Genomic DNA, 13886 nt, shown 5'->3' with positions numbered 1-13886 from the left:
TATATCCGCGCTATATTTATATCTTGTATTCTATGTCAGCTATGTGGCTTTAACCCTTCTCATATGTTCCGCAGCCTTCTCCGTCACATCTCCACAGGCAGGCTCTCCGTCATCCCTCATCTCATTGAAGCGCCCTCTGCGCTGGAGCTTTCTCTGAGGAATTTTTACTGAATCCTCCGGCTCGTCACTGCCAGCCGTGAGATAATTTGCCAACGCACCGAGATAGGTATTTCCAAGTCTGCTGAGGATCGCCTTTCTGTGGACGATATAGCCAATCCTCATATCGCTCTCATCTGCCAGCGGCACCGATATAATGTCCTTGCCGTTCAGCTTTTCATCTATGACACCGCTGCACACAGTATATCCATTCAGGCCTATAAGCAGATTGAACAGTGTCGCTCTGTCCCTGACTCTTATATTCTTCTTTCGCTCCGTCGTAGAGAATATTTCCTCCGAGAAGTAAAAAGAGTTGTGCTCTCCCTGCTCAAATGACAGGTATGGATACGCCTCCAGCTCTTCATTTGTTATGATATCGTTCTTCGCCAGTGGATGCTTTCTGCTTATGAACACGTGAGGCTTTGCCACAAACAGCTCATGAAATTCCAGGTCATTTGCCCGGAGGATCTTGTTCAGCACCTTCTCATTGAAGTCATTCATGAACAATATTCCGATCTCGCTTCTCATCCTGGCGACATCATCTATGATCTCATAGGTCTGTGTCTCCCTTATGCTGAAATCATATTCGTCCTGTCCATACCTCTTTATCAGGTCAACAAATGCATTTACCGCAAATGAATAATGCTGGGTGGACACGCAGAAGCTCTTCTTGCCGCCATCGTCCCCCTTGTATTTGTCCTCAAGGACCTTCGCCTGCTCAAGCACCTGTCTCGCATAGCCGAGGAAGACCTCGCCCTCTATGGACGGACTTATTCCCTTATTTGACCTGTTGAATATATTTATCCCCATCTCTTTTTCCAGCTCATGGATGGCATTTGTCAGGCTTGGCTGGGATATATACAACCGGTTCGCTGCCTCGGTGATCGTGCCCGTATCCGCAACCATCACCACATATCTAAGCTGCTGAAGTGTCATATTCTCACCTGCTTTCTACTATTATTTTCTTGAACTGCTTTGCTGCCTCATTCAGCGGGTGCAAGCAGTCATACACAAGACATACATTCCTGTCCGGAAGCTTTTCCTCAAGTGAAAGTTTTACAACCTCTTTGTTCTTTACTGCCTCCCTCGCCATCAGTTCCGGTATAAATGCAAGTCCAAGCTCACACTTCACAAGTGGCAGTATCTGATCCGTGGTGGCCGCCTCCGTGTCCGGCGCAAGCTCCACGCCATGCTCCCTGAATATTCTGTCGTAGAATCTGAATGTCATAGTCTCCCTGCCTAGACAGATCATAGGATAGTTCCTCATCTCCGCAATGGACAGTTTTTGCTTTTTAAGTGAAGAAAATGTCGTTCCGCCGATAAGTATCTCACGATATGACTGCAGCACGATCTTCTTGAGAGGAGCCTCCACATCAGCCGGAGTTGTAACTACTGCAAAGTCTATACTTCCATTCTTCACTTCATCCACAGCCTGAGGTGTAGAATGGTTGTATATCTTGAGATTTATACCCGGATACGCCATGTGAAATGCCCGCAGTCTGTCCAGCAGATATATATTTAACGCCGTCTCACTGACACCTATCGTTATACTTCCGTGAGTGAGATTCTCACCATCTGCCAGCTCATCCTCCGCCGTCAGAAGCTGTGACATTGCAGCCTCCACATATGAATAGAGCTGTTCCCCGTCTCTTGTGAGCTGTACACCCCTGTTTGTCCTGACAAATAGTATCCTTCCAAGCTGCTGCTCCAGGCAGTTCATCGCCCTGGTCACATTTGGCTGACTGTTTCCAAGAACCTTTGCGGCTTTGGTAAAGTTATGATATCTCGCAACATAATAAAATATCTTATAATACTCGAAATTAACGTTCATAATCTATTGTTAGCCACAGACTATATTACATGTCTGCTATACTCCCTTTCTTAAAATTATTTTCCATGCAGCATCCCCAGCATATCATTTTGTTATTACTGTCATATCAATTATGATTTTCACTTATTGCTACTCCAATAGTATAATCTAACCAGATTTAAATGACAAGACAGCATTTATCATATGAAAGGATGCGCATATCTATGGAAGAAAAGACCATTTTCCCAAGGGAAGAAAAATCAGAAATATTATTTGAAAAAATCCTCAGGGATCCCTGGGCATGTGAAAAGCTCATGGACACATTCTGTAATTATCTGTTCTGCAATGATGACTTCGACTGCAATCTTTCACCGGAAGAATTTACAAAATCACTGCTCTCAGCTTATCTGGACAGAGATATGTCGGCATTCCTCATGTCCATCTGCAACAATACCATGTTCGATCTGCTAAGGAATTCCTACCTCATCCCATATCGCTTCAACGCCGATGGCAAGACCAATCCTGTCATCATGACCGGTGAGCACGGCGAACTTCTGCCTGAATACAGAAACTCTGTAAGAGAAAAGGATTATCAGCACTTTCACGATATATACACACATATGACACACAACGAGAATATGTATCTTGCAAAGGCATACAGATACAGCCATGAATACATTTCTGACAACATGGAAGTCGAACAGAAGATCCTTGAGGAGTGCACTGGAGTCCTGCTCATCAGAGAGCTGCCGGACACGGTAAAGCTCAAGGAGACCGAAGCTGAGGCATACTGTGCTGTGTGGGATATCATGGTTGAACTGGAGAAGAATCTTCCCATGGCATTTGTATTCTACGGTCAGGATACTTTGGGCAAACAAGGCATGCGATATGACGAGCTTGGAATATTCCTGCCGGATTCACTGCTCATGAAGAATCTGGAAAGACACGTTGCGAAAGCCGAGGCGATCATATATGCGGAAAAGTAAGAATGCAAAAAACGCAAATGCAGAATCGTACATAGACATTATGGAGAAAAATCACATGGAGATCCCATGGCATGACTACGCCAGTGCCGACAGCAATGTACTCATATGCAAGGCAGGTCTGATTGAAAAGGCTTCTGTCATAGGCAGAGTCGGTCTTATCATGCTCTCATGCGGAACAGGTGCATGGCGTGTCCGTACTTCCATGAACAGGCTTTCCAAGGAACTGGGCGTCACATGTACCGTCGATGTCGGACTCATGTCCATAGAATTCAACTGTTTTGACGGTCACGACTGTGTATCACAGTCCCTGTGCATCGCCAATACAGGCGTGAACACCTCAAAACTCTACAGAATGGAGCAGTTTGTTGACAATTTTCCAAATGAAGAGGCGCATCTGACCGGTGAGGAAATCCATCAGAGACTTGATGAAATAGAAAAAATACATACCTTGTACTCTCCTCTCCGTCTCGGACTTGCCTCTGCCCTCGCCTGCTGTGCCTTCACATTTCTTCTAGGCGGCGGGCCTGTAGAAATGATGCTGGCATTTGTCGCAGCCGGAATCGGAAACCTCATAAGGACAAAGCTTATCAAACACCATTTTACTTTATATATGAACATAGCTGTATCCGTGTCAGCCGCTTGTCTTGTGTACGCACTGCTGCTAAAGGCCGCCGAGCTGGCATTTCATATACCCGCCTTCCACGAAGCCGGATATATCTGCTCAATGCTGTTCATCATACCGGGATTTCCATTCATCACCAGCGGTATAGACCTTGCAAAGCTGGATCTGAGATCCGGACTTGAGAGACTTACATACTCGATCATCATTGTGCTTGTGGCAACGATGTTCGCATGGATCATGGCGCTTCTGCTGAAGCTTCACCCACAGGATTTTGTAGCACTCGACATAACACCAGGACTTCATCTGGTATTCAGATTGATTGCCAGCTTCTGTGGTGTGTTCGGATTCTCCATCATGTTCAACAGCTCCATACACATGGCCGCCACAGCCGCTGCCATCGGTGCCATAGCCAACACTCTCCGTCTTGAACTGGTAGATCTTGCCGGCATCCCTGCAGCTGCCGCCGCATTTGCCGGAGCCCTCACGGCCGGACTGCTCGCTTCATTCATCAAAAGCACCAACGGTTATCCGCGAATCTCACTGACAGTCCCATCCATAGTCATCATGGTTCCAGGGCTTTATCTTTATCGTGCAATATACAACTTTGGAATCATGTCACTTTCCGATGCCGTGTCCTGGTTTGCGGCTGCCATCATGATCATCATAGCCCTGCCACTTGGACTGATATTTGCAAGGATCCTGACGGACAAAACCTTCAGGTACTGCACCTGATCCCCAAATGGGGACAGGCACCTCCGTCCCCCAGATGGGATCAGCGCCTGAATGTCAAATCTACAACCAAGGAGTATATGAACCATGAAGTTTTATCCACATAGACAAATGTCAGAATCTTTCATCACCGCGGCCTTCCTGTCAGTATCAGGAGGTCTGCAGGATGCATATACCTATATATTCAGAGGAAAGGTATTTGCAAATGCACAGACAGGCAACATAGTTCTTCTCGGTCAGAATCTTGTAGACCGAAACTGGAGAATGTGTGTACACTATGCCGTTCCTCTATTATTTTTTGCGCTTGGAATTGCTGCTGCCGAGTGTATAAAACAGAAATTTCAGAATATGCAGCAGTTTCACTGGAGACAGATCGTTGTATTGTGTGAGATTTTTCTGCTTCTTATCGTGGGATTTCTTCCCATAAAACTCAATCTTCTCGCAAATGCCATGGTTTCATTTTCATGTGCCATGCAGGTTCAGGCATTCAGGAAGGTCAATGGCTACGCATTTGCCAGCACCATGTGCATTGGAAATATCCGAAGCGGCACAGATGCCCTGTGTGCATACTTCAGAACAAAGGACAGGAACACACTGTTCAAATCTCTGTGCTACTGGGCGATCATCCTGCTATTCGGAATCGGTGCCGCTGTGGGCGGTCACTTCATCCGTATATTTGACATGAGAACTATCTGGTTCTCCTGCTGTCTGTTGTTCGTAAGCTTCCTGTTCATGTTCATCAAGGAAGAGAGAGAGTAAAAATGAGCTTACGCGAGTCCTCAAGGAGCAGACGCAGATCAGTAGTCTCCTCTATCGACAACAATCTGGAATCCGAACGCCTCTGCGCGCCTGTCAAGGCAGCCGCGGCACTGAGCTGATTCCTCCCCCGTGCATATCTTGTTGTCGTAGAGCTCGTATTTCTTTCGGACAGACACAGGAGACAGATTCGGCATGACCACATTCGCACCGTGCATAAACCCACGCTCCCTGCCATCCGCCGCTATCGTTCCGAGAGATGTGGTGGATGGTATGAGTGCCTTCGGGAACATCAGTCTCAGCAGGCTTATCATCACCAACGTCTGCCTGACCGTTCCCTGCTTCATCTTCGCAAATGGCGTCTCCTTGTGAGGAACATACGGCCCGATTCCTATCATCTGTGGTTGCAGCTTCGCAAGGAAATGCAGATCCTCGGCCAGATTCACCGGCGTCTGATACGGCGATCCCACCATGAATCCGCTTCCCACCTGATACCCAAGACTTTTAAGATTATACAGACATCTGACTCTGTTGTCATAGCTCATCGAATCCGGGTGTAATCTTTCATAATGCACCCTGTCCGCGGTCTCATGTCTCAGAAGATATCTGTCCGCCCCGGCCATCCGCCACAGCCTGTAAGTCTCATATGGATGCTCGCCAAATGACAGCGTGACAGCACAGTCCGGATATCTCTCCTTGATGCACCTCACTATGTCAGCTATAGCCTCATCCGAAAAGCCTCCGTCCTCGCCTCCCTGAAGCACAAATGTGCGAAATCCCAACACATATCCCTCATCGGCACAAGCCAGAATCTGATCCATTGTCAGACGATATCTGTCCACATGGCTGTTGCTCTTCCTGATACCGCAGTAGTAGCAATCATTCTTGCAAATGTTCGTAAACTCGATAAGTCCTCTTATATATATCCTGTTGCCAAAACTCTGATGAGCCAGATCGTAAGCCTTCCTTCTGAGATACTCAAAGTCAGAGAGATCATCCTGAGAGCTCTGAGGGTTCTCTGAATCCGACAAAATTCTTATAGCTTCACCCAGCTCATTGACTCCCGGCAGTTCACCTCTGCCCTGTCCATATTCAAATGTCTTATCTATGATATCTCTAACTTTTCCCATATAAACTCTATACCCTGTTTTTACATTTATAACTCTGTATGATCAAGTGATTTCCGATACAAGGTAAACAAAGTTACATCCAGATACTCCATTCCATCCCTTTCTACTCCGTCATACACAGCAGACTCCTAATGTGCGCAAGTCTGGCATCAAACTGATCATAGAAATCCTTCTCCGCATCATACATTCCCACATACATAACCTGCAGCACCAGCATGGTCTGATTTCTCGCTGTCTCATCCTCGCCAGCGCGCATATACTCGATCAGGTTTCTCTGCATGTCCTTCTGGAACTTGTGCCAGTCATTTATATATTTCGTGTACCGCGGCAAGTCCTCTGTATCTATCCATTTCGACACCTTGACCTTAGTCCTGCCCGCGCGCTCACACTCATGTATCTGCAGGATGTATCTGAATCCGTCATCGGTGTAATATCTGCCAAGTGGAAAGAGTCTGCAAAAGCCAGGTCTCGCGCTATGGATGCTGCATCTGCCATCATCGTTTAAGAATGGGCACTTATCCGCCGTCATCCTTATATTTGGAAGCACCAGACCATCCACCACATTGACCTCAAGCTCCTTTTCAAGCAGCTGTGTAAAGTTCTTTCCGGTCTCCTTACAAAGTCTCATCACGTCCAGTGGATCAAGGATGATGGAACTCCCCATCCCTGTGCAGCAGGCATGGCACCCCTTGCACTCATCGCAGTACGCCTTCACCATATCATTTGCATCGTATAATCTTCCATCTGAGATATCTTCCAGTTTCTCATTTCTTATCATAGCAGTAATCCTCAATCATTTTATTATTTGTCTACAGAACACCATACTTGATCCGCACCCTGTCAAGCTTCTCAAGAAATGGTCTTGCCAGTAGCCACAGGAATATCACCGTTGCAGTTCCATGCACCACGTCAAATGGGAATCCCGTCACATATGACGCTATGATCATGCTCCTGTTCACAGCCGGCTGCCAGATTATCACCGACGCCGGATTCATTATTCCGCCGTATATCAGGATACAGATAAGTGCACCGAATATGCACAGTCCAAGCTTTGTCGTGTTCTTTGTCCGCACTCCGCTTTTGGAGAAGAAGAGTCCCGCCATGAACCCCACCAGTCCCATGGCAAACATCTGCCACGGAGTCCACGGGCCCTGCCCCATCAGAAAATTAGACACGAACATGGACATTGCGCCGACCACAAATCCTCCTTCGCAGCCAAATGCCACTCCGGATATGATCACTATGGCCATGGTCGGGCTGAAGTTTGGGAGCATGAAGAATGCCGCCCTGCCCGTGACGGCCAGAGCACACATAACCGCCAATATGACTATATCCCTTACCTTGGGCTTTCTTCCCTCAAATGATACGAAGAACGGGATCATAGCCTCTATTATAATCAACAGAGATATAAAATAATATTTTTTGTCTCCAAGTCTCTCGCATCCAAACCATATCGTAAGTGGAATCACAACGAGCATAGCCACTATACTTAATATCGTTCTCCTGACGGATCTGTGACCGGCAGCTTCCATGACGATATCCTCGTTCTTCTTTCTGGTGACAGGTCTTATAGCAAGGAGCAGCCCCGCTATGGCACATATCATCACTCCATACATAGCCAGATATTTCCATCCCTTTGACGTGATGGTCATCCCTCTCTGCACAAGATCTGCCAGATTGGACTGGACCATAGTCTGCCAGAAGCAGAATATGATGATCACCGACGTGACAGATATCGTGAGTATCTGCCACCATTTCAGGGGGTCCGTCTCCCGCTCCTTCGTCAGCACAATATCTCTGGTTATTTCAGCGTCAGGAATCCTGTTATCATCATCCACATCTGCATCTTCACATCTGGGCTCACGTGAGTCACCACCAGAGCTGCCTTCCCCTCCGGCTTCGCTGTCAGAAACGCCATATGCCCTCAATATGTCGGTCACAGTAACCGCACCGCAAAGTATCCCCTGGGAGATCCTTGCCGCCGCAGTGGTGAAGAAATTGTTACCTGTCAGATATTCCTGAACACCGCTGACTGTAGCCAGTTCCCCATCAAACAACAGAGCTATGCGGTCTCCCGCCACAGCGCAGAATTCCACGTCATGGCTCACCACCACTATGGTCTTGCCATGTCGCTGCAGATCTCTGAGCATACACTTGAGTTCTGCCTTAAACCCATTATCAAGCCCCTTTGTCGGCTCATCCATGAGCAGAATATCAGGATCATACAGAAGCACCTTTGCAAGTGCCAGCCTCTGCTTCTCTCCTCCTGACAAATCGTAAGGATGTCTGTCCATCAAATGCTCCAACTTACAGAACCTCACTATGTCCACCAGCTTTTTTCTGTCACTTGCGTCCACCAGTTCTTCCCGTACAGAACGTCTTGTGAAAAGAAGCTCCGGGTTCTGTGGGAGCATGCCCACACTTTTACCCTGTTTTATCTTTATTCTTCCACGGTACGGCTTATTTACCCCCGCTATCAGGGAGAGCAACGTCGACTTGCCGCATCCGTTGCTTCCATTTATCATAAGTATCTCATTATCGTATATGTCAAGATCCAGACCGCGAAGTACTTCCTGCGAACCCTTGTCGTATCTGAAGTGAACCTCATCTATCCTGACTGCCCAGGACTTGTCCTGACGATTCGCAATTTTTCTTGTAGTTTCTACAGCACCATGGTCAGTTTTCTGACCATCTGCCTCCCTGGCATCCCCTTCATCCACCAGCACATACCCAGGCGCAACCTCATGCCCCGATTCCCTGTACTTACTGTCAAACTGTGACAACCAGTTTCGCCCCTCCGCTACGGTCACCGGAGATTCATCCGAGCCATCAAGCCCCAGATACACCTGGACAGCCGCCGGCATGGAGAGATACAATCCATTTCTGTTTATACCTTTTTCCTTTAACCTCTGTCCTTCATTTTTCAGGGTGGCAGCTACCTCCTTGACAGTTCCCTGACACAGCACTGTGCCTTCATCCATGACCACCGCTCTGCTGCACACCGGAAGCACCTCCTCCAGCCTATGCTCAGTCATGATGATGGTCGTGCCAAGCTCCCTGTTGATTCTCACAAGACATGCTATGAATTCATTCGCAGCTATCGGATCGAGCTGGCTGGTTGGTTCATCCAGTATCAGCACCTCCGGAGACAGAGCCATGACCGACGCAAGATTCACCATCTGCTTCTGTCCGCCAGACAGCTCTGCGACACGCCTGTGGAATATCCCGGATAATCCGAAGAATGAACACATCTCCGCAACGCGTCGTCTGATATATCCATTATCGTATCCCAGACTCTCCAATCCAAATGCCAGCTCATGCCACACTTTATCAGTGACAAGCTGTGCATCGACATCCTGCTGTACAAATCCGATCTGCCTTGCTGATGTCCGGTCATCCATCTCCTCCAGGCTTCTTCCTTTGAACTCTATCTTCCCGGACGATCTTCCGTGAGGAGCGATACTTGTCTTCAACTGCCTAAGAAGTGTGGTCTTTCCACATCCGGAACTTCCCAATATGACCACGAATTCCCCCTGTCCCACTGATAGTGTCACATTTTTCAATGCATCAGGCAAGTATCTCTCGCCCGAATCATCATTGCTATCGGGATATGCAAATGTCAATTCTTTTATATCTAATATATTCACCGCTTCTCCTTTGTCACATTTTGCGAATCTTAAAATTTTCTTTTGCCTGCATATATACTGGAACACATATAAGACATACATACACTACATACATACTTACAGTAAGTGTACCACTTATACTTCCTCTTATAGACGGATAATACCAGAACGCAAATCCTCCGCACACACTGCCGGCCAGCACATACAATCCACACACAAGTATAAATGCAAGCGCTTTAGTATCACTTTTTCTAAATATATACAGTGAATATGCAGATCTTCCGGAAAGTCCATATCCCCTTGATCTCATACTGTCTGCAGTGACAAGCGCCCGTTCAAGAGCCCAGGTTACAACGGCAGAAAACACATGGCAGCCCGTTCTAATTCTCACAAAATGCGAACCTTTTGGTTTGTATCCAGATGCCCTCTGAGCTCTGTACACCTTTCCAAACTGTCCTGATATGTCCGGAATAAACCTCAGTGTCATGGAAAGTATCAGTGACAACACTGGCGCCGCCTTGCCGAACAGATACACCATCTTGTCCGATGATATAACGCAGTTAAAGCACGAAAACCAGCATATCACTGTCACCAGCATAAACGCAGCCATGATTCCATACATTATAGACTCCAATGTCAACGGATTTCCAGACGGAAAATATGTGAGTATCGTCACTCCCTGATGGCTGAACGCCGGGTTGATGAGCGCCGTCAGCAATATAAGTGGGATCATATATTTTATATTAGTCCTGAAGCCATCATATCCCCTAAGCAATACCGAATACACAAATGCCCCTATAAAAGACATGCCCAGGCAAACCGGATGGGTAAATGCCAGGGCATATCCTATAGTGAATATAAAGTATACCAGATTGACTATAGGGTGATATGTGGAAAATGAATCCTGTCTTTTCACAATTATATTTTTATCTCCTATCAATCACTATGTCCAGTACCCATGTCTCAGCGAATCTGTCAATGCATCTCGGATCCAACATCTGCTCCCAGGTCACATGTATAGAGCCATTTTATCACATCTCCCTGCTTGAGTTCATAGCTTGAACAGCCATAATTCGGGAACCAGCCATTTACCGAGTACATCCAGCCTGAGCCATCACCACAGTCAAATTCATACAGATTGTGAATTCCTTCTATATAATAGCTTCCGTACATAGGTGTCCATGAATATTCAAGCTGTATACCATAATCCCTGCACACCGACTTAAGCACTTCGAATACTGTGTCCCCCTCTTCAAATGTGGCTGTCACAGTTCCCAGAATGACGCCATCATCAGGCACATAGTCCTTTTTCTCCGGTCTTAGCAGTTCCAGATTGTCAAATATTGTGGAACATCCTATTGATATAGTGCAGCTGTAGGTTTTCTTCGGCGCCTCAGTTGTATTCTCTGTGGTTGCCTTTGTCGTGGCAGAAGAATCAGCAGTTGTCTTATCCGGTTTCCGCTTTTCCGTAGTCGCCGTGGTCCCCGGCTTATTCTCCGTTGTTTTTTGAGACTCCGTGGTGGTATTCTTCTTTGTAGTAGCCTCCGTCTTCTTCTCCGTGGTAGTCTCAGAATTTCGCTCCGTCACATTCTCCGATGTGCTCTCAGCGGAAGTCTGATATTCTGTTTCCGATGTATCAGAATCCGAATGAGTCTCTGAGGAGATATCGGTTACAGAACTGTCTGATTTCTTTTTCCTGTCATTCCCTGCATCAGTATTTTCCTCTGTCGCACTCTTCGTTGTCTCCGTCAGTTCCGCACCGCCTACAGCTTCAGTTGTGAGTCCCTCTTCGGTCTTTTCCAGCTTGAAGCCTCTGGCTCCCGGCGCATTCCCCCCATACCAGAAAGCCCACACCAGGATCAGCAGAACAATCACAGCTCCGCTTATGTGTTTCTTATATTTTTTTACAAATTCTTTGATCTTATCCATATGCCTACTTCTTTCGGATCACAACGTTTACAGTCTTGCTCCATGCTCCGTAATAATAAGTCTTTCCAACCTTCTTGAATCCCTGAACTCTGACATAATACCGCTTTCCCGCCTTGAGTCCGCTCAACGTCACATTTGTCTTCTTGTTTACCGATGCCCTGTACACCTTGACATTCTTTTTAAATGTCTTATCCGTGGAATACATCACCCTGTAACCCGAAGCACTCGCATTTTTTTTATAAGTCACAGTGCACTTTTTCTTCACCGTTGACTTTATCTTTGTTATCTTTTCCTGATTGACCCTGTATATTGTCTGGGTCGTATACGCAGCCTCCCCGCCACTTCCAACAGGCTTAACTGCATAGATATATTTCTTGCCATTTGCGACCTTCCGGTCAGTGTAGCTCAGAGATTTTGTGGTGGCCACAGTCGTCCAATTCTTTGCATTTCCAACCTTTCTGAGCACCACATATCTGTCAGCCCGTGCCGCTTTCTTCCACTTTACTGTTATGCCTGCTGCTCCATTACCCGCCGACACACTCGTCTTAGCCGGCGCAGCCATCTTTATGACAAATGTCTTGCTGGCTGAGCCCTTGAATATTCCCTTGCCGGTCACCACTACCTTTGCCGAATTGCCAATATTGACATTGTTCTGATATGAAATGGTGTAATCCACGCCATCCTTAAGCACTCTGTCACCAATCTTCACCGTCACGCCCGGCTTCTTGGCCTTGCCGTCGTACACATACGTGCTGGTGCTGAGTTTCACATCCGCTGTCGCCACGGATCGGATATATAATGACTTTGCATCAGACATATCATACAGTGTGTTCTTTCCTTTTTTGAATCTGTCATAGGCAGCCAGAGCATATCCAGCCTGCTGCGAAGCCATTCCATTTACAGCCAGTTCACCATTCTGTTTTACATAATGGGCAAACCCGCCGGCACTCGCAACATAGAATCCCATCAAAGCATCCAGCACAGAATGTCCATTTTTGACAAATGCCTCATCTGTTCCGGCATCCCTGCCTATATCAAGCAATCCACATATCACCTGCGCACAGCTCTCAGAATTCACAGTTCCCCATGAAGCAAATCCACCATCAGCCTTCTGCAGCCCCGACATTACATCAAGCGCCCTGTCAACCGCCGTCTTAACCTCTGTGTTAGACTTGTAATACGGCGCAAGTGCCTGAATTGTCATACCTGTCATATCCGGGTCAGCATTACTACCAGAAAATGCCCAACCACCGCTAGAAAGCTCCCGTCCAAGGATATATTCAACAAGTCCTTCTCTTGTCGTCTGAACACCGTCACTTCCATCCGGAAGCTTCGGAATATCATAACCTACCGTGTCAAATGCAATCAACGCAAACACCGGGCCATTGATTCCCTGTGTTGTTACATAATTCATATCGGCCAATGGCTCAAGCAGATTGTATCCACCAACATCTGTGGCATCAGCGCCAATCGCAGTTAAGGCCAGTATTACCCTGGAATTATCCGTACCCTTATACTGCTTTTTATCGAGCTTCAGAGAACCTGTCTCCTCAACACATGACTGAACATATTTCGCAATATTGTCATAGTATTTTCCATACCATGCCTCATCCTCATAACCGCATCTGGCAAGAGTCATCACATTCCACTCAGCCTCATACTGTGGATCATCCGCAGTCTTCCGCAGATATACAAGAGTATTGCCAAGGGCCTGTGTGTAATCAACTGCAGCCACATCTGCAGTTTCCTCTGTCGCAGTTCCTGTCACCGGATCCGTCTCGTCATTCGTCGCTGTAGATACTGCTGGATTCGTCATATCGTCTGGCACTGTGTATATCGTAGAATCTGTTACACCATCCGACTCTGCATATATCGTAGAATCCGTTACATCAGCCGCCGCATACACGTTCACAGCATTTCCTGTTGTTCCCGTGAACATAACCATTGCCATCGTGCACATCGCCATACACACAGCAAAAATTCTTCTCTTCATAATCGTGTCTCCTTTCACATTATTCCGAATGGATATATAGCAAGCGATCTGACTTGCCAGAGTCTATGCTCTGCATACAGTAATGGCTGTTGCGACGGATTCTCACCGCACTTCTCTTCTTACTGAGCACACCTCGTTTACAACATCCT

At 46.9% G+C, this 13886-nt stretch carries 11 protein-coding genes; 3 read left to right on the top strand and 8 right to left on the bottom strand.

Features of this window, described 5'->3' with window-relative positions:
- Positions 1–39: 39 nt before the first annotated feature.
- Positions 40–1092 (bottom strand): LysR family transcriptional regulator, encoded by a 1053-nt coding sequence (locus tag DWW70_RS07765; RefSeq protein ID WP_055147439.1) that lies wholly within the window; start codon positions 1090–1092, stop codon positions 40–42.
- Between the two features lie 4 nt (positions 1093–1096).
- Positions 1097–1987 carry a LysR family transcriptional regulator gene (locus tag DWW70_RS07760; RefSeq protein ID WP_015534579.1) on the bottom strand — a complete coding sequence of 297 codons (891 nt, stop codon included), beginning with the start codon at positions 1985–1987 and terminating at the stop codon, positions 1097–1099.
- Positions 1988–2190: 203 nt separating this feature from the next.
- Between DWW70_RS07760 and DWW70_RS07755 the strand changes: the two genes are divergently transcribed.
- From DWW70_RS07755 to DWW70_RS07745, 3 genes are all read left to right on the top strand, one after another.
- Entirely contained in the window at positions 2191–2952 is a 762-nt protein-coding gene (locus DWW70_RS07755; RefSeq protein ID WP_118649591.1) for a DUF4866 domain-containing protein, read from the top strand.
- A complete protein-coding gene (locus DWW70_RS07750; protein ID WP_118649590.1) occupies positions 2939–4306 on the top strand; it encodes a threonine/serine ThrE exporter family protein in 1368 nt (455 codons plus the stop codon). Before DWW70_RS07755 ends, DWW70_RS07750 begins: the two co-directional genes overlap by 14 nt.
- Before the next feature lie 84 nt (positions 4307–4390).
- The gene (locus DWW70_RS07745) at positions 4391–5062 is read left to right on the top strand and encodes a YoaK family protein (protein ID WP_015534577.1); all 672 of its coding nucleotides are present in this window, start codon (positions 4391–4393) and stop codon (positions 5060–5062) included.
- Between the two features lie 38 nt (positions 5063–5100).
- Here DWW70_RS07745 and hydE read toward each other — a convergent pair whose 3' ends face one another.
- The 6 genes from hydE to DWW70_RS07715 form a co-directional block, all read right to left on the bottom strand.
- On the bottom strand, positions 5101–6189 hold the full coding sequence (gene hydE, locus DWW70_RS07740) for a [FeFe] hydrogenase H-cluster radical SAM maturase HydE (protein WP_055147430.1): 1089 nt from the start codon (positions 6187–6189) through the stop codon (positions 5101–5103).
- 103 nt (positions 6190–6292) lie between these two features.
- Complete coding sequence (locus DWW70_RS07735) at positions 6293–6967, bottom strand: YkgJ family cysteine cluster protein (protein WP_055222243.1); 675 nt, start codon at positions 6965–6967, stop codon at positions 6293–6295.
- A 31-nt stretch (positions 6968–6998) separates the two neighbouring features.
- Positions 6999–9836, bottom strand: a complete 2838-nt coding sequence (locus tag DWW70_RS15155; protein WP_118649589.1) for an ATP-binding cassette domain-containing protein — start codon at positions 9834–9836, stop codon at positions 6999–7001.
- 13 nt (positions 9837–9849) lie between these two features.
- Positions 9850–10731, bottom strand: coding sequence for an energy-coupling factor transporter transmembrane component T (locus tag DWW70_RS07725; RefSeq protein WP_243017693.1), 882 nt, complete (start codon positions 10729–10731; stop codon positions 9850–9852).
- A gap of 59 nt (positions 10732–10790) precedes the next feature.
- Complete coding sequence (locus DWW70_RS07720; protein WP_055147424.1) at positions 10791–11744, bottom strand: DUF4430 domain-containing protein; 954 nt, start codon at positions 11742–11744, stop codon at positions 10791–10793.
- Positions 11745–11748: 4 nt separating this feature from the next.
- Complete coding sequence (locus DWW70_RS07715; protein WP_118649588.1) at positions 11749–13737, bottom strand: fibronectin type III domain-containing protein; 1989 nt, start codon at positions 13735–13737, stop codon at positions 11749–11751.
- Positions 13738–13886 lie beyond the last annotated feature (149 nt).

Origin of the sequence: Coprococcus sp. AF16-5 (assembly GCF_003479365.1) — a bacterium.
GTDB classification, from domain to species: Bacteria; Bacillota; Clostridia; order Lachnospirales; family Lachnospiraceae; genus Coprococcus; species Coprococcus aceti.
This window is presented reverse-complemented; position numbering and strand designations above follow the sequence as displayed.